The sequence below is a fragment of the Gordonia sp. IITR100 genome (genome assembly GCF_002009645.1).
GTDB lineage: Bacteria > Actinomycetota > Actinomycetes > Mycobacteriales > Mycobacteriaceae > Gordonia > Gordonia hongkongensis.
In genome coordinates, this window is sequence record NZ_MVKV01000004.1 from 276414 (window position 1) to 298565 (window position 22152).

The 22152-nt window shown below is 68.3% G+C and carries 20 protein-coding genes; 13 read left to right on the forward strand and 7 right to left on the reverse strand.

The features are described 5' to 3' along the window. Window positions 1–311 precede the first annotated feature (311 nt). On the reverse strand, window positions 312–1664 hold the full coding sequence (locus tag B1818_RS09775) for a DUF3068 domain-containing protein (RefSeq protein ID WP_058253789.1): 1353 nt from the start codon (window positions 1662–1664) through the stop codon (window positions 312–314). 99 nt (window positions 1665–1763) lie between these two features. Then, complete coding sequence (locus tag B1818_RS09780; RefSeq protein ID WP_058253790.1) at window positions 1764–3131, reverse strand: AarF/ABC1/UbiB kinase family protein; 1368 nt, start codon at window positions 3129–3131, stop codon at window positions 1764–1766. Between the two features lie 373 nt (window positions 3132–3504). Here B1818_RS09780 and B1818_RS09785 point away from each other — a divergent pair, with 373 nt between their 5' ends. The 7 genes from B1818_RS09785 (at window position 3505) to B1818_RS09815 (ending at window position 10136) form a co-directional block, all read left to right on the forward strand. After that, window positions 3505–4548: an NAD(P)-dependent alcohol dehydrogenase gene (locus B1818_RS09785; RefSeq protein ID WP_058253791.1), complete on the forward strand. Its 1044-nt coding sequence runs from the start codon at window positions 3505–3507 to the stop codon at window positions 4546–4548. An 87-nt stretch (window positions 4549–4635) separates the two neighbouring features. Next, window positions 4636–5769, forward strand: coding sequence for a hypothetical protein (locus tag B1818_RS09790; protein ID WP_058253792.1), 1134 nt, complete (start codon window positions 4636–4638; stop codon window positions 5767–5769). A 16-nt stretch (window positions 5770–5785) separates the two neighbouring features. Beyond that, window positions 5786–6478 carry a DUF6766 family protein gene (locus tag B1818_RS09795; RefSeq protein ID WP_058253813.1) on the forward strand — a complete coding sequence of 231 codons (693 nt, stop codon included), beginning with the start codon at window positions 5786–5788 and terminating at the stop codon, window positions 6476–6478. A gap of 87 nt (window positions 6479–6565) precedes the next feature. Further along, window positions 6566–6775, forward strand: coding sequence for a hypothetical protein (locus B1818_RS09800; protein ID WP_058253814.1), 210 nt, complete (start codon window positions 6566–6568; stop codon window positions 6773–6775). 32 nt (window positions 6776–6807) lie between these two features. Further along, window positions 6808–7914, forward strand: coding sequence for a hypothetical protein (locus tag B1818_RS09805; protein ID WP_139363007.1), 1107 nt, complete (start codon window positions 6808–6810; stop codon window positions 7912–7914). A gap of 45 nt (window positions 7915–7959) precedes the next feature. Then, window positions 7960–9420 carry an aminotransferase class I/II-fold pyridoxal phosphate-dependent enzyme gene (locus B1818_RS09810; RefSeq protein ID WP_078112600.1) on the forward strand — a complete coding sequence of 487 codons (1461 nt, stop codon included), beginning with the start codon at window positions 7960–7962 and terminating at the stop codon, window positions 9418–9420. A gap of 281 nt (window positions 9421–9701) precedes the next feature. Continuing rightward, on the forward strand, window positions 9702–10136 hold the full coding sequence (locus B1818_RS09815; RefSeq protein WP_078112601.1) for a hypothetical protein: 435 nt from the start codon (window positions 9702–9704) through the stop codon (window positions 10134–10136). Window positions 10137–10149: 13 nt separating this feature from the next. Here B1818_RS09815 and B1818_RS09820 read toward each other — a convergent pair whose 3' ends face one another. The 4 genes from B1818_RS09820 to B1818_RS09835 form a co-directional block, all read right to left on the reverse strand. Next, on the reverse strand, window positions 10150–11490 hold the full coding sequence (locus B1818_RS09820; protein WP_139363008.1) for a PQQ-binding-like beta-propeller repeat protein: 1341 nt from the start codon (window positions 11488–11490) through the stop codon (window positions 10150–10152). 416 nt (window positions 11491–11906) lie between these two features. Continuing rightward, window positions 11907–12512, reverse strand: a complete 606-nt coding sequence (locus B1818_RS09825; protein ID WP_058253793.1) for a flavodoxin family protein — start codon at window positions 12510–12512, stop codon at window positions 11907–11909. A gap of 39 nt (window positions 12513–12551) precedes the next feature. After that, a complete protein-coding gene (locus B1818_RS09830; protein WP_078112603.1) occupies window positions 12552–12986 on the reverse strand; it encodes an SRPBCC family protein in 435 nt (144 codons plus the stop codon). A gap of 15 nt (window positions 12987–13001) precedes the next feature. Then, a complete protein-coding gene (locus B1818_RS09835) occupies window positions 13002–14603 on the reverse strand; it encodes an NAD(P)/FAD-dependent oxidoreductase (RefSeq protein ID WP_078112604.1) in 1602 nt (533 codons plus the stop codon). Between the two features lie 250 nt (window positions 14604–14853). Here B1818_RS09835 and B1818_RS09840 point away from each other — a divergent pair, with 250 nt between their 5' ends. Next, the gene (locus B1818_RS09840; protein WP_078112605.1) at window positions 14854–15702 is read left to right on the forward strand and encodes an SDR family oxidoreductase; all 849 of its coding nucleotides are present in this window, start codon (window positions 14854–14856) and stop codon (window positions 15700–15702) included. 46 nt (window positions 15703–15748) lie between these two features. On the opposite strand, the gene B1818_RS09845 is transcribed toward B1818_RS09840, so the two are convergent. After that, window positions 15749–17275: an FAD-dependent oxidoreductase gene (locus B1818_RS09845; protein WP_078112606.1), complete on the reverse strand. Its 1527-nt coding sequence runs from the start codon at window positions 17273–17275 to the stop codon at window positions 15749–15751. A 197-nt stretch (window positions 17276–17472) separates the two neighbouring features. Between B1818_RS09845 and nadB the strand changes: the two genes are divergently transcribed. From nadB to B1818_RS09870, 5 genes are all read left to right on the forward strand, one after another. Then, window positions 17473–19122: an L-aspartate oxidase gene (gene nadB, locus B1818_RS09850; RefSeq protein WP_078112607.1), complete on the forward strand. Its 1650-nt coding sequence runs from the start codon at window positions 17473–17475 to the stop codon at window positions 19120–19122. 54 nt (window positions 19123–19176) lie between these two features. After that, window positions 19177–20214 carry an alpha/beta fold hydrolase gene (locus tag B1818_RS09855; RefSeq protein WP_078112608.1) on the forward strand — a complete coding sequence of 346 codons (1038 nt, stop codon included), beginning with the start codon at window positions 19177–19179 and terminating at the stop codon, window positions 20212–20214. A 178-nt stretch (window positions 20215–20392) separates the two neighbouring features. Then, window positions 20393–21244, forward strand: coding sequence for a hypothetical protein (locus B1818_RS09860; protein WP_078112609.1), 852 nt, complete (start codon window positions 20393–20395; stop codon window positions 21242–21244). A 353-nt stretch (window positions 21245–21597) separates the two neighbouring features. Then, complete coding sequence (locus B1818_RS09865; protein ID WP_004020389.1) at window positions 21598–21891, forward strand: metal-sensitive transcriptional regulator; 294 nt, start codon at window positions 21598–21600, stop codon at window positions 21889–21891. Between the two features lie 52 nt (window positions 21892–21943). After that, window positions 21944–22150: a heavy-metal-associated domain-containing protein gene (locus B1818_RS09870; protein ID WP_010843166.1), complete on the forward strand. Its 207-nt coding sequence runs from the start codon at window positions 21944–21946 to the stop codon at window positions 22148–22150. Window positions 22151–22152: the final 2 nt, after the last annotated feature.

Sequence of the window (22152 nt, forward strand, 5' to 3'; positions counted from 1 at the left end):
AAGCTCCGGGCGCTCCTCAGGGAGCGGGGTTGGCCGCGCCCTCCGCAAGCTCCGGGCGCTCCTCAGGGAGCGGGGTTGGCCGCGCCCTCCGCAAGCTCCGGGCGCTCCTCAGGGAGCGGAAGACACTCTGCCGCGCGCAACCCCTGCTGGCCGAGCAGCTCGTGCACGCGTAGCGTGCCCGCGCGTCCGTCGAGGTCACTTGGGTGGGCCGGCCTACGGAGGAGTGTGTCACCGCCCCTTAACCACAAACACAACACCGCGGGCGCATCCGGTGGTACCGGATGCGCCCGCGGTGGTCGTTGCGTCGCTGCCTATTCGGGCGGCGGCTGCTTGCGGAAGGTGCGCGTGGCCGAGTCGTCGGGCGGCGGCGTGTCACCGACCTTGGGGATCTGCTCGGTCGGCCGCTCCCACGGGTTGGCGCTCGCGGGTGCTGCACCGGCCGGCGGTGCGTCGCGATTGATCAGCGTGGTGTCGCGCTCGTCGGCGGGCGGTGTCGTCGGCGCCGGGGTGTCATCGACCCGGTTGTCGTCGCGGCGTCCGCGGAAGAGCAGCAGCGCGGCGGCGATCAACAGGATCACCCCGACGATGCCGAGGATGATCGGCACCCAGAAGCCGCCGACCTTCAGCTGGTCGACGTAGCCGCTGGCCTTGCTCGCCTGGTTGGAGACGGTGTCGTCGGTCCACTTGAAGGTGCCCTTCAGGGCGTCCATCCGGAACTCGCGCACCGCTTCCGGGGTGGCGTCGCTCTGGTCGGGCGACTTGAAGTACTGGTGCTGGTCCTCACGACCGTCGACGATGGTCCCGGTCTCCGGCTCGACCCACACGTGGCGGGTCGCGGCGGCGTACCGGTGCATCGTGATCGGGTCGTTCGCCCGCACTCCGCGCCCGGTGATGCCCCACCAGCGGGCAGGCATCGTCAGCATCGTGCCCAGAGCTGCTTCACCCTGCGCGTTGGGGAGGTTGGAGAGATCGGTCTCCGGGACGTCACACACGAAGTGATACGTGTTGATCCCGTCGATGGTCTCCTCGCCCTCGAACTTCGCCGCGCAGTCCTGGCGGGTGTTGAGGTCGTAGTACGGGTAGTCGCGCTGCTGCACGTCGAAACCGAACTTGTACTGGTATCCGGTGCGGTTGTCGATGGCGACCGACACGTCATTGACGTTGCCGCCCTCGGGGACCGCCTCGAGCTGCAGCGAGCTGACCGCCCCGTTGGGTGCCGAGGTCTTGCGGTTCACCGACACGCGGTCGATGGTCGCGGTCAGCAGACCGTCCTCACAGGTGCGGGTCTCGCCCGCAGCCGCGAAGCTGGGTTCGGTCTCGGTTCCCTCGGCGTCGCGCAGGCGGTCGATGCGCACGGTCTGCGCCGACTGCAGGCTCGCCTGGCGGCTGTCCGACGGTTCGATGATGATCGAGCGTCGCTGCTGGGTGAGATGCGCCTCGAGAGTGCGGGCACGATCCTCGGACACCGAGCAGCGGTCGAAGATCACCGCCGGGAAGCGCTCTCCAGTCGAACCGTCCGCCGCCACCGTGGTCGCGTCAGAGGTGATGTCCAGATCGAGCGGAACCACCTTCAACTGCGGCACGAGGTAGAGCGGTATGGCGATGGCCGCCGCGATACACGCAGCGCCGAAGAAGGCCAGCACTGCCGGCACAAAACGTCTCATGTGTGACTCCTGGAATCAGCTAATCGCTCCCACCCTAACTGTCGCGTTTGCCACAGTTGGCCACAGTCGGTCCGACATGCCGGGATTCGCGGCGGGGAGTCAGCCCTGGGCGGCTCGACGATCGCGTTCGGCCTCCTTCAGGATGCCGGCCATGTAGCCGTAGATCTCCTTGTCGGACATGGCCTTCCACCGGGGCGCCAGCAGTTTCGTGTACTTCTCGACGTACAGCAACTGCTTACCCACGAGGACGAGTTCACGCGGGAGCCGTGCGTCGTGGGCCTTGGCGACGGCGGCGAGTTGCCGCCCGAGGTCGGTGTAGGACATCGAACCGAGGTCGGTGGTCGACAGCGGAGTCGTCACCTTCTTGATGTCCTCCGCGCCCTGCGACGTCGAACCCGGCTTGTGGACGGCGCCGAGGAGGAAGATCGCCCGGCCGGCGGACTCGTAGTCCCCGCGGACCACGAGGTCGACGACGAGCTGGCGGAGTATGCGCCGGGTGCGCGGGGTGAATCGCCCGACGATGCCGAAGTCGAGGAGGACCAGCTTGCCCGCGTCGTCGACGAGGACGTTCCCGGCGTGCAGGTCCCCATGGAACAAACCGCCGTGGAATGCCGAGTCCAGCAGGGACAGCAGAAGGTTGCGGCACAGCGCGACTCCGTCGTGGCCTGCGGCGCGTACGGCCGCGACGTCGTCGATGCGGATGGCGTGGATTCGTTCCATGGTCAGCACGCGCTGCGTCGTGAAGTCGTCGTAGACGTGCGGCACGCGGACTCGGTCGCCGTACGGGCCCGGTTGCAGGCAGGCGAACCACTCGCGCATGGTGTCGGCCTCGATGCGGAAGTCCAGTTCGGCGTCGAGGCCGGCCGCGAAGTCCTCGACCACGTGCCGCGCGCTGAGCATGCGCCCGTACTCGGAGATCTCGGCAAGGCCGGCCAGGCGCTCGAGGATCGCGACGTCCGGGGCCAGGCGGTCGGCGATGCCCGGGCGCTGGATCTTGACCACCACCTCCTCGCCGCCGTGCAGGGTCGCGGTGTGCACCTGGGCGATCGACGCCGACGCGATGGGCACCGGATCGAAGGTGGCGAAGACTTCCTCGGGTGCCCGGCCCAGTTCGGCGATGAACTGTGCACGCATGAGTGCGGGGTCGGCGGGTTTCACGCGGTCCAGGAGTGATTCGAACTCGGTGGACATCGACTCGGAGAAGACGCCGGGACTCGAGGCGATGAGCTGGCCGAGCTTCACATAGGTCGGACCCAGGTGTTCGAACGTGGTCCGGATCTCGTGCGCTACGCGGGCGGCGCCGGGTGGGCGACCCCGTAGGGCGTCGCCTGCCGTGTGGAGGACGAAGCGTCCGACGCCCGCAGCCGCGTGAGCGGTGGTCGTCCCGAATCGCGTGAGCTCGGCGATCGGGGACACCGGGTGCAACTGCGTGCGCTGACCGTCGTCGACTGAGCTGTTGATCGTCACCGTCGGTCATTGTAACGATCTTCGGCGGCGAATCCAGTGCCATAGGGCGACGGCGGATCGCCTACGCGGCCCTGCGACGTGCTGTTATGGCGATGCGGCGGGGTCGGCGGGCACACTGGCCACATCGGACACATGCATCGGCCCGCATCTGTTCGTGTCAGTCCGTTGGTCTCGCTCGGGCCTCTTCCGTTCACGGGGTGTGCCCGGTGGGGTTCGTCGCGAGACCCTTCGTGACGGCCCTCCGCAAGCTCCGGGCCTCCTCAGGGAGCGGTGGGGGCCGTCCGCAAGCTCCGGGCCTCCTCAGGGAGCGGTGGGGCCCGGAGTTCGCCAGACCCTGCTTCACCCGACCCCGCATCACACCGAGGAGTTCTGCATGCCCACCACGGTCAACGCCTACATCGCGCCGGCAGCCGATCGCCCGCTCGAACCGACCACCATCGAACGGCGCGATCTCGGTCCGAACGACGTGTCGATCGACATCGCGTTCGCCGGCATCTGTCATTCCGACATCCACACGGCGCGCGACGAGTGGGGCGGGACGAGGTTCCCGGTGGTGCCCGGCCACGAGATCGCCGGGACGGTCGCGGCCGTCGGCGAGGGCGTCACCCGGTACGCCGTCGGTGATCGGGTAGGCGTGGGCTGTTTCGTCGACTCGTGCCGTGAGTGCGAACCGTGCCGGCTCGGCGAGGAGCAGTACTGCGAGCGGGGCAATGTGGGTACCTACAACGCCGTCGGACGCGACGGGTCGCCGACGCACGGCGGTTACAGCACCTCGATCGTCGTCGACGAGAACTACGTCCTGCGGATTCCCGACGGCATCGCACTCGACGAGGCCGCACCGTTGTTGTGTGCCGGCATCACCCTCTACTCGCCGTTGCGGCACTGGGGTGCGGGACCGGGCAAGAAGGTCGCCATCGTCGGACTCGGCGGGCTCGGCCACGTCGGCGTGAAGATCGCGCACGCGCTGGGCGCCGAGGTCACGGTGCTTTCGCAGTCGCTGAAGAAGATGGAGGACGGCCTGCGGCTCGGCGCCGACCACTATCACGCGACCAGCGATCCGCAGACCTTCCGGGAACTGCGCAGCACCTTCGACCTGATCCTGAACACCGTGTCGGCGAATCTTCCGATCGGCAAGTACCTGGGCATGCTCGCCCTCGACGGCACACTCGTGGAACTCGGTCTCCCCGAACACCCGATCGAGGTCCCGGCCGGCGCGCTGATCGGCAAGCGGCGGAGTTTCGCGGGTTCGATGATCGGCGGCATCGCGCAGACCCAGGAGATGCTCGACTTCTGCGCCGAGCACGGCATTGGCGCCGAGATCGAGGTGATCTCCGCCGACCGGATCAACGAGGCCTACGACCGCGTCGTGGCATCGGATGTGCGCTACCGCTTCGTGATCGACACTTCGACGCTGTAGGGGTGTGCCGTCATGTTTGCGGCCTGAATCCGGTGGGCACCCGTCGAGAGAGTCGACGTGCCCCGACGACAGGCAAGGAGGCCGCGCATGATTTCGACCCGATTCCGCGAGCTGGCAACTGCAACCGGTCCGTTCGCCACCATCTACATCGACGACTCCCACAACACCGAGGACGCCGCTCACACTATGGAGCTGCGGTGGCGAGCCCTGCGCGAGGAGCTCGAGTCGGCGGGGGCCGACGCGGCGGTGGCCGAGTCGATCGGCAACGTCCTGCTCGACGGGACGCCGGCCGTCGGGCCCAGTGGCCGTGCGGTGATCGCCGGTCCCGACGGCGTCCTCCTCGACGACCATCTCATCCGGCCACCGGTCACATCCGTGGCACGGTATTCGCCGGTGCCGTACCTGGTTCCGCTGGTCGAACACGGCACGAGTGCCCCGAGACATGTGATCGCCGCGGTCGATCACGCCGGCGCCGACATCGAGCTCTTCGAAGCCGGCGGATCCTCGTTGATGCGCGAAAGCGTTGAGGGAGAAGGCTATCCGATCCACCACGCCGCCGGTGCGGAATCGCCTGGGTACGGGGACCCGCAGCAGCGCAGCGACGAGCAGAACCGCAAGAACATTCGTCAGATCGCCGACCGGCTGACCGCGATCGTCGACTCGGACAACCCCGAGCTCGTGTTCGTGATCGGTGAGCTCTCGTCGATGTCGGATCTGCGTTCAACGGCTCCCGAGCGGCTCGCCGAGCGACTGGTCGACCTCCAACTCGGCGCCCGGGACAGCGGCATCGCCGACGACGACGTCCGCAAGGCGGTGACCACCGAACTCGAACTGCGCCAGAATCGCACGATGGCCGACGCGGCGGAGAGTCTGCAGGCAGGACTCGGGCATCGCCCGGCCCTCGCGGTCGAAGGACTGACGGCCGTGTGCGGGGCGTTGCGTAACGGCGAGGTCGAGACGCTGATCATCGGCGACCTCGGCGATGCGACGGTCTTCGACGGCGGAGACGCCGCGGGGGGCCTCGCCACGATCGCGCCGACGGCGGAGAACCTCTCTGAGCTGGGCCTGGCCCCGGAACGCACGCTGCGTGCCGACGAGGCCCTGCCGGTGGCGGCGGTTCTCACCGGCGCCGATCTGGTCCGGATCGACGAGCGCGTTGCCCCGCGCGACGGGATCGGAGCGGTCCTTCGCTATGCGCCGAGGATGTCCGCCGACGACTGAGACGGGGTGAGTGCTGGTGGCCACACGGGAGGGCGGTCTCCGGCGAGGCCGTGAGCTGTTGCGCGACAACGGTTTGTTCCTCGTGTGTTTCGGTCTGTTTCTCGTGTTCCTGCTCGGCATGATTGTCTCGGGGTGGCACGTCTACAACGCGGAGCAGGCCTCGCACGGCTCGCCACCGATCTCGGTGCTGCGATACCTGACGACGGGCGAGTTCGTCGAAGCGACCTTCGAGAACTGGGAATCGGAATTCCTGCAGATGGGGATGTACGTGGTGCTGACCGCGTTCCTCTATCAGAAGGGTTCGTCGGAATCGAAGCCCGTCGACGGTCCTGCCCCGCAGGACGCGGACCCGCGTGCCGCCGACGACATGCGCGCAGCACCGTGGCCGGTGCGACGCGGCGGGCCGGTGCTGTTCGTTTACCAGAACTCGCTCACCATCGCGTTTTTCGCACTTTTCTTCGCCTCGTTCGCGCTGCACGCCGTGGGCGGTGCGCGCGCCTACAGCGACGAGCAACAACAGCACGGCGAGAGCGCGGTCTCGGTGTGGCAGTACCTGGCCACCTCGCAGTTCTGGTTCGAGTCGATGCAGAACTGGCAGAGCGAGTTCATCGCGGTGGCGGCGATCGTCGTCTTGTCGGTTGTTCTACGTCAACGCGGTTCGGCCGAGTCCAAGCCGGTGGCCGATCCACATCTCGCGACCGGGGCGTGATCGCGTTTACGTCATGCCGTCACCGGGAAACCGGACATGCGACAGAGGCTCCATCGCGAGACACCGACCGAAGGATCGATGAATCTGATGTCTGAGGAATTGCCCATGGAACCAGCCGAAACCGGCACGCCCGAGGCGACGCCGGATGATGCTCGACGCAAGGTCGACGAACTCGAGGAGCGGACCGTCGACGAACCCGACACGGACGAGCAGGTGGATCCCTCCGCCGCCACCGCCCGCGACGACGAGGACAACCCGGACTCTCCTGCGGCGGGGGAGTCCGAGCCGCCGGACTGAGGCCCCGCCTGATCATGACGGCAGAGACGCACATGACCACCGAGAACGACGATCCGCGGCGCGCCGTAGCGCTGCGGATCGTCGCCGAACACGGGCTTCCGGCCGCTCTGATCGAGCGCGGTGAGGACCGCTTCGAGCAGATCGCCGACGAGCTGTCACTGGAGTACCGCGGACACACCGTCACGAGGGATACCACACTGCAGATGACGCCGCGCGGTGATCTGGAGACCGTCTGGGGCACGGATGACTCGGCCGACGAGGTAATCGTGTTCGTCACCGAGATGCCGCGGCTGTACAAGCCGCGGGACGCCGACGGCAACGATCGCAGCCCACGAAACCTTGTGGTGCTGGCCGAACTCGACCGCGAACGCAACGCCGCCGTCGTCTCGCTCCCAGCTCTCGGACCCGCTCCCCGGCGAGCGCTGCGAACCTTGATCTCGACCATCGCCGAGGCGGTGACCGGGGAGGGGTCCATGCGCGAGTTCGAGCGGCAGCGCGGCATCGTCGTCATCGGTGACGGCGACACCGAATACGTATGCGCCGAGGGTTATTCGCGTCGTCTGAAGTTGATGGCCGGAATGGTGCGGGGAAATCGGCCGTGGCGGCTGATCCCGACCCTCACCGGCATGACCGCCGCAGCCGCCGCAGCGGCGTCGTTCGGCATCTTCTTCTCCACGATCTGGTCGATGGCCAATGCGCTGAGTGCGTGGCGTCTCGCCGCCATCACCCTGCTGTCGTTGGTGCTCGCCTCGCTGTGGCTCATCGTCAACAATCGCCTGTGGGAACGGGTGACGGTCACCGCGAAACCGCGTGCGCGCCTCTACAACATGGCGACGGTGTGCACCGTCGTGTTCAGTGCGGTGGTCTTGTACGCCGGGTTGTTCCTGGCGACACTGGCGGCTGCGCTCATCGTCATCGAGAAGAACTTCCTCGCCTCGCAGCTCGGATATCCGGTGGGGCTGCGCAATTACGTGTACCTTGCGTGGCTGGCGACCTCGATGGGGATCTTCGCCGGCGCCCTCGGTTCCAGTGCCGACAGCTACGACGACGTCCTGCGGGCCACCTATGGATACCGAGAGCGGTTGCGCCGCCAGGCCTCTGAGGACGCGGGTCATCTCGCGGACGGTGAGAAAGGCTGAGCCGCACGACATCGGACAACCGGATCAACAGGGAGGCATCGCATCATGGACCAGTCCCGCGCACCGCTCCTGGACGCCCTCGAGGCGTACCACCGCGACGAACGATACGGGTTCACGCCGCCGGGCCACCGCCAGGGCCGCGGGGTGGACGAGCGGACCCGGTCGGCGATCGGTGCGGACGCGTTCGCCTCGGATGTGTTGTCGTCGGGTGGCCTCGACGACCGGCGCATGACGGGCGGCTACCTCTCCGACGCCGAGGATCTGATGGCCGAGGCGGTCGGCGCCGAGATGGCGTTCTTCTCCACCTGCGGCAGTTCGTTGTCGGTGAAGGCGGCGATGATGGCCGTCGCCGGTGGGGAGAACGGCGAACTGCTCATCACCCGGGATGCCCACAAGTCGATCGTCGCGGGACTGATCTTCTCGGGACTGCGGCCGCGCTGGGTCCGTCCGCGCTGGGACGAGACGTTCCACCTGACCCACCCGCCGTCGCCGGAGGAGGTCCGCAAGGCGTGGGAGACCGACCCGCAGGCCTCGGGCTTCCTGCTGGTCAGTCCCACGCCGTACGGCACCTGCGCCGACATCCGGGCCATCGCCGACGTCTGCCACGAGTTCGGCAAGCCGCTGATCGTCGACGAGGCCTGGGGCGCGCATCTGCCGTTTCACGACGAGCTGCCCACCTGGGCAATGGATGCCGGCGCCGATGTCTGCGTGGTCAGCGTCCACAAGATGGGGGCCGGTTTCGAGCAGGGTTCGGTGTTCCACGTACAGGGCGACCTGGTGGATCGTTCGCGCTTGTCGCAGTGCGCCGACCTCCTGATGACCACCAGCCCCAATGTGCTCGTCTACTCGGCACTGGACGGCTGGCGTCGGTACATGGTCGAATCCGGCCGGGAAGTCCTCGGCCGGGCACTCGAACTGGCGCGGTCTGTCCGACGCAGCGTCGACGAGATCCCGGGTCTGAACGTGATGCATGACGAGCTACTCCACGAGGAGGCGAGCCACGACTTGGACGAGATGCAGGTGCTCATCGACGTCGACGAACTCGGCGCCAGTGGCTACCAGTGCGCCGACTGGCTGCGCGAGAACTGTCGCGTCGACGTCGGTTTGAGCGATCACCGTCGCATCCTGGCCACCCTGTCGCACGCCGACGACGAGGACACCGCCGCGCGTCTGCTCGATGCCCTGCGTAAGTTGTCCAGCGCCGCAGGGTCGTTCGAGACGCCGCCGAAGATCGAGCAACCCGACCCGGACGAGCTGCAACTGGAGAGCCGCATGCTGCCCCGGGACGCGTTCTTCGGCGACACTGAGGCCGTGCCCCTCGACGAGGCCCCCGGCCGGATCGCGGCCGAGCAGATCACGCCCTATCCGCCCGGCATCCCCGTCGTGGTACCGGGCGAGGTCCTCAACGGGGCGGTGGTCGAGTACCTGCGCACCGGCAAGAACGCCGGCATGAACCTCCCCGATGCCGCCGACGATGCGCTGGAGACGATCAAGGTCGTCCGGTAGATTCCGGGCGCGCGTCGAGGTCGGCCCAGAAAGCCGCTGTGGGGATAACCCGGAAGATCAGTTCGGCGCCTGCCACGCATGACGGGCGTGGTCTACATCGCCGGTTCTCTCACCGCGCATCGGCGGCCGGCACACCGGTATCCCGTCGGTGCGGGCGCCGTTCGCGGAATCGATGCGACGCAGGCGCCCGGTGCAATCGGCCGGCCTGGCATGAACCGAAAACATGAGGGTCACGCGAAATCACGACACCCGGTGGGCCGCGAAGTGCGATTCTCAGGTACATGACGGACGACGACTGGGTGGTCCCAGAAGACGACTACGAGCCGTTCGATGAGTCGATGGTGATCGAGTTCGAGTACCAGATCTTTGCCACCCGCGATGAGGCCGAACGCTTCGCTGCCGCACTGTACGACGTAGTGGCACCCATCGTTGCGTGTGTCGGTCGCTACCAGCCAGGCCGTATCGGACTGACGTCGGCACGAAACGGGCAGCACGACGAACAACACTCGGCCTCACGCCGACGGCGCAGACCTGGACAGAGTCTGTACGACGTCGAGTTCGCTGTCCGCGGCCGCGGTGACAGCAACTGGCTCAGCCACTCGATCTTTCACGCCGTCCATGCAGCACGCCTCGACTGGGAACAGATGACAGAGGGGGTGCTGCAAGGCGACGACCTCGCGGCAGCGCTACAGAAGTACCCGCAACTCGCACTGTAGAGATGCGGGGCGTTTACGGCGAGAGTGCTTGTCCACGCCACATCGAGATGGTGGCGTTTGCGGTGATGAGAATGTTGCCGCCGGCGTTGAGGATCGTGGTTCGACGGGGATCGGCGCCTTCGGGCAGAGGCTTAGACCAAACAACGGCACCGTCGGTGATGCGTAGTGCGTGGAATCCGGTGTAGTCGCTGAAGACGTAGTGCCGCCCGTCGGTCATTCCGCCGTACACCCAGTAGGCGTCTTTCCATCGTGTTCGCCAGCGCTGCTCGCCCGTCGCGGAATCGAACCCGATGAGATCGCCGGTCTCTTGAGCTGCCACGATCACCGTTCGACCAGCCATGGCTTGAACAGCGCCGCTGTTGTCGCGACGCAGTAGCAGCGGGTCGGGCCACAGCAGGCGCCCGGTTTCGGGGTCGTAGGCGCCGTCGGCCATCAGTACCGGCGGTTGCTCGCTGGTGGCCTCGGCCATCCCGGAATGTGTGTAGGCAGGCACTGCGGCCGTGGAGACCACCGTTCCCTGCTCGTCGAGGATTTGCTGTCGACTGCCGCCGTCGACCATGACCGGGCTGTTGAGGAACAGTCCATCACCTACGACGAGCAGATGAGTCGAGTCGAGACTGAAACCCGCTCGACCGGAATCGAAGTCGTGCACAGAGAAGCGGTACATGGCGGCATCCTCGAGGTTTGTCACAACGACGACTTCTCCCGATGGCAGTACGTCGACGATCCCCGACAGTGGCCCAGCCACCGGCACTGAACGCGTGTACGTTGATCCCGGCGCGGATGGCGGCCCCGCGGACACCACGAGGTGGTGCCGGCCACCCTGGGACTTGATGCCGGTGACGTAGGCGCGGTCGCCCGCCATCACCACATCGACGTTGGCCATCTTGGGGCTGAGCTCCGACAGAAGGCGACCGTCGACAGTATCCACGAACAACACGCGATCGTCGTTCCAACAGGCGATCACGCCGGACTCGACACTGTCGGAACATTGCCGGACGCGGCCGATGGAGCGCTCCCATTGCACCGATCCGTCGACACGATGAAATCCGACGAGCGTCACCGACTCGACTCGCCTGCCTTCATCTACATCGCTGCCGGATGCAAGACGGCCGAGAGCGCCCACAATCACAGTGGGCGCGTCCAGGACCGATACATAGCCGTAGTAGGCATCCAGTGTGTCAGGCAAAGCCAGCAACGCTTCGCCATCGTGGCCCGGCACATGCTCTGCATGAACAGACCACACCAGAGACGGGACACTGCCAAGGTCAGGGGGCGGCCACGAAGCAGGTTCCCGCGCCCGCCAGATGAACAGCGCAGTGGCACCCAACGTCATCACGACCACAAAGGTCACGACCACGACCACAATCCCGCGCAGCCTACTCGTTCCCACTAGCTGACCTTAGACACCCGGACTGACTGACGCGAACGTTCGTTGGGGTGGACTCGTGCTGACGTCCACACGTTACGAGCTCTGACGGCTGTCACGTCCGGTAGGTCGCTCTGCTGATGTGCTACGACTGATCCTGCGGCTTAGTCACAAAAATCCACTATCGACGAAAAGTTTTGCCGTGCAATGAATGTAGTCGCCAATGGCGAAACGCTGCGATTGTCAGCAATACGAGGGGGAGCGTCGTCGATGCCGAAGCTGATCCGTCTCGGTTGCTGGTTTGCGGGCCGAGTGAGAATCTCCGAGGCCGACAGGCTCGACTGCTGCTGACCAGCGACACGAAGGCGGCGACCATAGAAGGCGTGCCGGTCGATCACCGATCATTCGTAGGGCGGAAAGCTGTTCTGCGACAGCAGTCGGGCGAGGTGTGCCGCGTTTCGGGCGGCGGCATGGGTGGCGGAGTCGACGGGGTCGGGAACCGAATCGAGGTCCTTGTAGTCTCGGCCGCCCATGGCCTCGTCGTTCCAGTAGGTGTTGCCCTGTCCGGGGATCGTGAACCCGATGTCGTTGAGCGCACCGAAGACGTCGGCGATGATCTTGTGGGCGCCGTCCTCGTTGCCGACGACACCGCACATCGCCACCTTGCCCAGCATGCCGGGGCGGCCGGCGTCGTCGGTCTCGGAGATCTCGGCATCGAGACGTTCGAGAACACGCTGGGTGACGCTGGACATGTGGCCCAGCCACGTCGGGGTCGCGATCACCAGGATGTCGGCGGCCGCAACCCGTTCGAAGAGCGCGGGCCACTCGTCACCGTCGCCCATGTCTCGTTCGACTCCCGGCCGGATGTCGAAATCCACCGCCCGGACGATGTCCCCGGTCACGCCCTGCTCGGCGAGTGCGTCCAGGATGTGTCGGGCGATGAGCTCACTGCTCGATTCAGCAGGAGAGGGTTTGAGGGTGCAGTTGATGGCGAGTGCTGTGGTCATGCCACAGGGCGTACCCGCACCGACCCGGTTGCAACCCTCTCAGCCCGCGTGGTTCTCGGCGAGCATCGCCAGCCGTTTCAGGCATTCGTTGAGGCGCGGTGACATGACGGTTTCCTGGATGGTCGGCGGAATCCATCTCAGCGGCGGGGTCTCCACGAATTCCTCCATGCCGATGAGGGAACCGTCACCGTCCTTCTCGATCCTCATGCGGATCCGTGCGCGACCGAAAGGCCACCCGGCGGCCGACAATTCGAGAAGCCCGGCCTTCGACTCGACGGATTCCGTCTCGTCGTTGAGCAGGGCCGGCCACACCCCCGCCGAGTGATAGATCTTCGATCCGGGTTGCGGCCACGTGTGGTCGACGTTGCGGATGCGGGAGGCCCCGACGACCCACGAGGCGTACAGCCAGCCGTTGGACAGCACCGACCAGACCTGCGCCGGTGTGGCACTCGTATGACGTTCGACTCGGTTCATGCTCCGCTGCTCCGTTCAGTGGTGGTTGTCGGTCTTGGTCAGTCGTCGGATGATGTTGCGGTCGAATACTCTTCGCGGGAATCCGCGGAACCCGTCCGAGGCGAGGGCGGCGCGCGCGGCATTGTTGCCACAGGCGCCGTGGACCCCGCCACCGGGGTGCGCTCCCGCCCCCGCCAGGTAGAGGCGATCCACCGGCGTCGACGCACCGCCCATGTTCGGCGTCGGGCGGAAGATCAACTGCTGGAACAGTTGTGCCGTACCGCCGTTGACCGTCCCATGGACGAGATTGGCGTCGGCGGCCTGCAGGTCGTGTGGGGTCTGGACGTGCCGTCCCACGATGAGGTCGGAGACACCGGGCGCGTGGGCTTCGAGGACGGCGTCCATCCTGCGGGCCAGCAGCTGGGCCGCCTCGTCGTCGGTCACTCCGCGCGGGAGATGGCTGTAGGACCAGGCGCTTTCGGTGCCCGCGGGGGACCGGCCCGGGTCCGCGGTGGTCATCTGGCCGAAGAGCAGGAACGGATGCTCCGGGACACGGCCGGTTTCGATGTCGGCGGTCCCGTAGGCGATGTTGCGCGCGTCGGCGCCGAGGTGGATGGTGCCGGCTCCGCTGAGATTGCTACTGCGCCAAGGGATCTTCTCACGCAGGGCGTAGTTCACCTTGACCACCGGGGTGTCCCAGGCGAAGGCCCTCAGGTCGTCGAGGACGCGCGCGGGCACGTCGTCGGCCGACAGCAGCTCGGTGTAGAGCGTGGGCGCTGCCACGTCGGCGAGCACGGCGCGCTTCGCCGGCCATCGGCGGCCGGTGCTGTCCACCACCCCGGTGGCCCGCCCGCCCTGGACGTCAATCCGGGTGACGCGGGTGTCGCAGACGACGGTCACCCCGGCGCTCTCGGCGCGGCGTCGAAGGGCCGCGGGCAGTGCGCTCGCCCCGCCCACGGGTACGGGATACCCGGTGTCCTGGCCGAGCATGGTCAGCAGGTACCCCATCAATCCGCTGCCGGGTGCGTGGAGCGGGATGTCGGCGTGCAGGGAGTTGCCGATGATGAGCAGACCGGATTTCTCGCTGTGGAACAGTTCACGCACCATCTGATCGGCCGGCAGGATGAGGAACCGGGCCAGGCGCAGGGCGTCTGCCGTGCCGAGCGAGCGGAGGAGCGACAACAGCGCGCGGACCGGGGGGAACGGACCGAACAGGGTGTCGAGGATCGCGGGCCGGAGTTGCTGCCACTGCTCGACCAGGTCGAGCCAGGCGCGCCGGTCACGCTCGTCGAAGGTGGCCAGGTGCGCGGCGGTGTCGGCGGCATCGGGGAAGACGACCGGCGCGTTGACGTCGTCGGGCCCAGCGGGGTGGCCGAAGGCCAGCGGTGCGCGGCTCCACTCCAGACCGTGATCGGCGAGGTCGAGGTCGGCGAAGACCGGCGACGCCACCGCGAGCGGATAGAAGGCGCTGAACAGGTCGGTGACGTACCCGGGGGTGATCTCGGCGCTCCGGACTGCGCCGCCGACCTCGGGCTGCGCTTCGAGGAGCGTGACATCCCAGCCCGCATCGGCGAGCCGGATCGCGGCGATGAGCCCGTTGTGGCCGGCCCCGACGACCACTGCATCCGACACACTCAACGGTCGACTCCCCTCGTCCGTATCGATCTCACCCGGCCGATGTGCTCCGGGCCGGTACGCCACGCTGTCCGGTGCGCGGGTTACCCGCGGTCCCCGACCGTAAACGCCGACGATGCGCGCGGGAGGTGAACGCGCGGGACGAGGCGCATCCGTGCCCGGCGATTCTGTGCGATGTGTAGCGCCGGGGCAAGCGGGTAGTCCGCACGGGTGACGAACTGGTCTGAAGTCCGGTCGCTGCGCCGGGCGGCCGGTGGTGATCACCGGTGCCGGGGCGGGGATGGGCCGGGCACTCGCGCGGCGATTCGATCGTGCGGGTGTCGAGGTGTTCCTGAGCGATGTCGACCTTCCGGCCGCGCAGGAAACGGTGCGGTTGTGCGACGACGGTGCCCGGGTGCATCTCGACGAGGTCGATGTGTCCGACGCCGATGCGATGACCGCATATGCCGACGCCGTCATCGGTCGGTCCGGCCCGCCGGCCATGGTGTTCAACAATGCCGGGATCACGATGGTGGCGGGCGTTCTCGAGGAGGACGACGATCACGCGCGGCGGATCATGGCCGTGAACCTCGGCGGCGTCGTGAACGGCACCGTGGCCTTCCTCCCGCATCTGCAGGCGGCCGGCGGCGGGTCGATCGTGAACACCTCCAGCGCCTTCGGATTCCTCGGTTGCCCCACGCAGTCCGCGTACTCCGCCTCGAAGTTCGCCGCGCGCGGCTACTCCGAGACCATCCAGCTACAGCTTCGTGCCCAAGGGTCCGACGTCCGGGTGCACAGTGTTCATCCCGGCGTCGTGCACACCGAGATCGCCGCCCGCGCGTTGTACGTGACGCCCGGGGTGCGGGACTTCGTGACGCGGGGGTTCAACCGTCGCCTGCCCGGTACGCGGCCGGATGCCGCGGCAGCGGCGATCCTGCACGGGGTCCTGAGCGGCCGGGACCGCATTCCGGTCGGCCTCGACGCGCGAGCACTCGACGTCGGTGTCCGCGTCCTGGCCGGAGCGGTGCAGCGCCCGATCGCGACGCTGACCGGTCCGGTGTTCCGACGCATGCTGGGCGAGGCCGCGCTTGCCGGTTCGGCGCCGGCCGTCGTCCGGACCTGACAAGGCGAACCGTCGTCGGGCCCGACGACGGTCCGCTGTGTCCCGCTCAGTCGTTGTGCGAGGCCAGGTTCCGGGTGGCCGGACCTTCGAGGACCTCGCCGGTGTGGCTGAATCGCGAACCGTGCAGCGGGCAGTCCCAGGACTGTTCGGCATCGTTCCATCGCAGCACGCCGTAGAGGTGCGTGCACAGCGGCGCGACGGACCGCGTCTGACCCTGCACGGTGCACACGCCCTCGGGCTTCACGCCGGAACGCCCGACGCTGCCATCGCCTTCCTCGGGTGCGCCGTCGGTCGGCTTCAGCAGCGACAGGTAACCGGCGGCCATGTATCCCGCGACCTGCGCGTTGGCCGACACCGCCGAGGCCAGCGAGCCGGGGCGGCTGATCTCGGTCGTGCGCCACGGGCGCAGGGTCGTCGACCACTGTGGTTCGGAACCGAGGATGCGTCCCGTCATCGCGAGCGCCGCGGCGACGCCGTTGGTCAGACCCCACTTCGCGAAGCCGGTCGCCACCTGCACCGAGTCGACGCCCGGCAGAATCGGTCCGACATAAGGCAATTCGTCGATCGTCGTGTAGTCCTGGGCCGACCACCGCGCGACCATCTGTGCCGAGGGGAAGTGCTTCTGGCTCCAGCTGATCAGGTCGAGGACATGCTGTCGCTCGGACTTCGTCCGGCCCACCTCGTGTCCGAAGCCACCGACCATGAGCAGTTCGCGGTCGTAGCCCGGCCGGGAGACCGTCCGCAGAGAGACCGACGGGTTGTCGGAGCCGAGGTACATCTCGCCGGGGATGTCCCCGTCGACGGTGAACGCCGCGGCGTAGGACCGCTGGGGATGGACCCGGGCGAAGTAGCCGCCGCGGTCGAGGAAGGGCTGTCCGGTGGCGATGACCACCGAGTCGGCACGGACGTCACCGGCGTCGGTCGAGAGGACGTTCGGTGAGCCGTGGCGGAGGCCCTGCACACGGACGCCCTCGTAGAAGTGGCCGCCGTGTGCGCGCAGGTCGTCGGTCAGGGCACGGAGCACGACCATCGGGTCGATCTGGGCCTGACCGTCGAGGCGAATGGCAGTGCGGACGTCGAAGGGCAGCTCGGGGCAGTCGACGTGTTCGACGGGCAGGTCATGCGCGCGGCAGGCTTCGAACTCCTTCTCCACCGACTTCGCGCCGGACGCGGTGGCGGCGAAGGTGAGGGCCGCACGTTCGTCGACCTGCAGGCCGCGGTGTTCGAGATAGTGACGCAACCAGGCCTGTCCCTCGCGGTTGGCGTCGACGTAGTCCTGTACGGCCGAGTGGCCGTGGCGGCTCGCGATCGACGACAGTCGAGTGCCCTGGAGCAGCGAGAGCTTGCCGGTGGTGTGGCCGGTCGCCGCGGCGCCCATGTGCCGGGCTTCGAGGACCGCGACCGACTGGCCCGCGCGCGCCAGCAGCAGGCCGGTCGTCAGACCGGTCATGCCACCTCCGACGATGACCTGGTCGAATCTGTCGACGACGTCGATGGGCATCGTCTCCGGGCGGACATCGGGCAGGTACTCGGGGGCTGCCTCACCTGCGGGGTCGAACCAGAGGGTTTTCATGCTGACCGGGTTTGCCCTTGCCGGAGGCGCTCAAACATCGGGGCCGGAGACGATCAAACATCGGAGCCGGCGGGCCGCCGACATTTCGGGTGGCGCACTCGCAGGGTAGGGTTTTCGACTGGGAATCGAAAACACATCCGGGGTGTTGCCCGGAGGGCCGGCGGCACCCCCCCGAGCCGCGGCGAGAGGCGGTTGACATGAGCGGGTTGACTCGCGGACTGACCGGGACCGAGGAGACGGTCCGCGCCGACCTCGTGGTGGCGGGTGCCGGAATCGCCGGACTGACGGCGGCGCTCTGGGCCGCCCACGAGGGGCTCCGGGTCGTCGTGCTCAACAAGGGGCCGGGCTGGGACGTCGCGAACGCGGAGCAACCCACGTCCACGTTCTACGCGCAGGGTGGTGTCGCGGTCGTGATGCCCGGCGCGGAGACGGGAAGCTCGGACAACGCCGATTCCGTGGACCGCCACCTCGCCGACACGGTCGCCGCCGGCGGCGGTCTCACCGATGCCGCGGCGTCGGGCCTCATCCTCGCCGACGGCTGGGACTCGGTGTCGGCCCTCATCGGCTGGGGTGCCGAATTCGACCGGGACACCGACGGTCTGCTCCTGCGCACCCGTGAGGGCGGCCACACCCGCCGGCGCATCATCCACGCCGGCGGCGACGCGACCGGGGCCGCGATCCAGCGCGCGCTGCACGAGGCCGTCCGGCAGACCGCCGGCGGAGACGTGCCGCCGATCCGGTTCCTCGACGACACGATCGCCACCGCGATCCACCTCGACGACGGCCGGGCAGTCGGTGTCGCGTGCCTGCGCGACGGCCGTCCCACGTCGGTCCTCGCCCCGACCGTGCTCCTCGCGACCGGCGGGGCGGGGCACCTCTACGCCGCCACCACGAATCCGGCGGGCGCCACCTGCGACGGCATCGCGCTGGCACTGCGCGCCGGGGCGCAGGTGTCCGATCTCGAGTTCATCCAGTTCCACCCGACGATGCTCTACACCGCGGGCGCGCGGGGTCGGCGGACCCTCATCAGCGAGGCGGTGCGCGGCGAGGGCGGACGGCTCATCGACGTCGACGGCCGGTCGGTCACCGCGGGCGTCCACCCGATGGGCGATCTCGCTCCCCGCGACGTGGTGGCCGACGCGGTGCAGACCGCGATCGAGCTCACCGGGCACCCGTGCGTGTATCTCGACATCGCCGACGTCGGCGACTTCGAGGCCCGCTTCCCGACGGTGACCGCCGGTGTCCGCGCGGCCGGCCTCGACCCCGCGTCCGGACGGATCCCGGTCGTCCCCGGCGCGCACTATCTGTGCGGCGGGGTCGTGACCGACGAGTCGTCCCGCACCGCGGTCGATGGGTTGCTCGCGGCCGGCGAAGTCGCGCGCACCGGGCTGCACGGCGCCAATCGGCTGGCATCGAACAGCCTGCTGGAAGGCCTGGTGATGGGCCGTCGCGCGGCCGCCGTGGCAGTCGCGCGTCGCGAGATCCCGGTCCCCGAATGCGCCGAACTGAAGGCCGAGCAGCCGGTCCCCGTCCTGGACCGCGAACAGCTCCAGAACATGATGACGCGTCATGTCGCGCTACGACGGTCGGCTGCCGGTCTCGCCGAAGTCGCCGCGACGCTCGCCGCCGCGCCGCGTCGGACGGCCGACTCGGTACGCGACATCGAGGACGCGGCACTCACGCTCACCGCGTCCGCGGTCGTCGCCGCCGCTGCCGCGCGCACCGAATCCCGCGGAGCGCATGTCCGCACGGATTACCCGTTGACCGCCGATGTGGCGGAGTCGCGGGTGTTCCGGATCGTCGACGGCGAATTGCGGGAGGCCCGTCCCGTGGGCCTACCCGGCTGAGCGGGCCGGTCAAGTCGACGCCTCCGGGGTGCCGTGGGAGATAGATTGACCCCGATGACCCAGATCTCCGCAGACGGTTCGGGGCCCCAGGGCGCCCCCGATCGCGACGGCCCGGATTCCCGCGCCCCTGTTCTCGGGGACCCGGAACGAATCACCCTCGAGCTCGGACACATCACCCTGCATGCGCTCGCGTGGGGTCCCGCGGCCGGTCCGGTGGCCGTGTGCCTGCACGGATTTCCCGACTCGGCATGGACGTGGCGGCATCTCGGGCCCGAACTCGCCGGCGCCGGGTACCGCGTGGTCGCCCCGTTCACACGCGGTTACGCACCGTCGGAGATACCGGAGGACAACGACTTTCACGTTGCGGCGCTGGTCTACGATGCGCTGGCGGTTCATCGCGCGGTCGGAGCCGGCGCCGACGCCGTCCTGATCGGGCACGACTGGGGCGCGATGACGGCGAACGCGGTGGCGCACCGCGACGACAATCCGTACGCGCGGGTGGTCTCGATGTCGGTCCCGCCGGTTCCGGCGGTCCGGCGCTCGATCGGAAGTGGGGTCGACGGCGTCAAGACGCTCGCGCGTCAGGCGGTGATGAGCTGGTACATCGCGTTCAATCAGCTGCCGTGGTTGCCCGAACGGACTCTCGACCGCCTCATCCCGCTCCTGTGGCGCCGCTGGCGGCTGGATTCGGCGGCGACCCCTGTCCGGCCCGACCACCGACTGGACGTCGACCACGCGCTCGCGGCGCTGCCCACACGTGCCCATCGGACAGCCGCGCTCGGGTACTACCGCGCACTTCGCCGGCCGCGGACCCATCCTCGGTACGCCGCGTTGCGGAACGACTGGCTGGGCGAATCACGTTCTCCCACACTGTATTTGCATGGTGCAGACGACGGGTGCATGCAGTCGCGTCTTGCGGACGCGGTCCGCGAGGTGTTGCCGGCGGGCAGTGCGGCCGCGGTCGTCGCCGGGGCGGGCCATTTCCTGCACCTCGACCAGCCGGACGAGGTGAACGCGAGGATCCTCGCGTTCCTCGGTTCGGACGCGCGGGGCCAAGAGGGTGGCACCGGACCGGCCCGCTTCGTACACTGACCCGCGGGATCTTCACCGCACCGTGGCCACCGGGGGAGGGCCACCGCAGAAGCGCATGCCGGGGGGCTTGCCACCGGGCGGCAGGAAGCCGACGGGTACGAGAAGACGACCGTGCGCGCCACACGGGTGTGGTCGCGCGAAGATCTCGCGGCGATGCAAGGCATGAAGGGGAGTCCGTATGAACGGCGAAGGCTGTTGGTCGACGGTGGTGTGCCGGCCGACCGAACGCGCGGCGCTGGGGCTGTCGGGTGACTCCGATTGGTTGCTGCAATGCCGTCTGGCGATCGGCCATCGGGGCAATCACGCCACCGACGCGAGTACTCACCCACGGCACGACCGCCGGCTGTGGCTCGAATGGAACGACTTCGACGACCGCGCGCAGTCGCTCATCGAACGCAATCCGTGCCCGGTCCCGTCCCCAGAGGGCGCCGGATGCGTGTTCTTCGCCGGGCACGGCGGCCCACACTTCTATGCGCGCAGCAACGGCCACGCACCGTCGGTGATGACCGGCGCGAGCGCTTCCAACCCGCAGACCGTCGCGCCTGATCACGCCGTCGACCCGCTGCGTCAGCCGCCGCCGCAGATGGGTTCGTCACAGATGGGTTCGTCACGGATGGGTTCGCACCGCCTGCCCGACTCGCACCCGGCTGCCCTGCCGACGCAACCGCCGGCGGCCGAGCCCGAACCGGGTGAGTACCGCGGCGGACGCCGGTCGACCAATGCCGAGCCGCTGGCCGCCGAGGACTACCACGGCCGACGCCACCGGACCGACGGCTACGACGTCGCCTACTCGCCGGCGCCGGACCCCGGCAGATCGTTCGACGGACAGGCAGGCAGCGGCCAGGCCGGCCCGTCCGTCCGTGTCCCGAATTCGGAGACGACGGGCATCGCGCCGCGGAACGTCCCGGCCGTGCCCGTGCCCGACCCCACCGCTCCGGGATTCGACGCGGCGCGTGTTGCCGCCATCGGGGACGCGCTCGACGAGGTCGCCGCCGCCCTGGCCAAACTGGCTGCAGCACTCCGCTCGTAGGGGCATCCGAAAAACCACGAAACCGCTGGTTCTCACAACACCGCTTTCTGAGGAGCGCCCGGAGCTTGCGGAGGCGCGGCCAACCCACCGCTCCCTGAGGAGCGCCCGGAGCTTGCGGAGGGCGCGTCACGAAGGGTCTGCCCCCGTCTCGCCAGGACCCTTCGTGACGCTCGCAAGCTCGCTCCTCAGGGGGCGGAGGGTGACGCTCGCAAGCTCGCTCCTCAGGGGGCGGAGGGTGACGCGCGCACGTTTCCTTTTCCGCCGGCGCATACGGTAGGGGGGTACCGTTTCGGGTTCGGCGGTGGTATACCTGGTCGGGCATACCCTTGAGGGGTATTCGGACGGGAGAGATCATGGACGAGCACCAGCACGGCTACATCGGCCGGAAGGATGACTATCTGCGCCGCCTGAAGCGCATCGAAGGTCAGGCGCGCGGTCTGCAGCGGATGGTGGAGGAAGACACCTACTGCATCGACATCCTGACGCAGGTGTCTGCGATGACCAAGGCGCTGCAAGCGGTCAGCCTCGGCCTCCTCGAAGAGCACATGGCCCACTGCGTCGTGCATGCCGCGCAGGAGAGCGACGAGGCCGGCAAGGCCAAGGTCGACGAGGCCATGGCCGCGATCACCCGCCTGGTCAAGTCCTGACCGTCCTTCCTGATCCAACCCCGTTGACTTCGACGATCCGAGGAGTATCCGCATGAGCACCACCAGCACCTACACCGTCACCGGCATGACCTGCGGCCACTGTGCCGCGTCCGTTCGCGAGGAGATCGAGGCGCTGCCGGGCGTGACCAGTGTCGAGGTCACCGTCGACGACGGCTCGGTGCGGGTCGCGGCCGACCGTGAACTCGGTCGAGACGAGGTCGCGGCCGCCGTCACCGAAGCCGGCTACGCGCTGGTCTGACC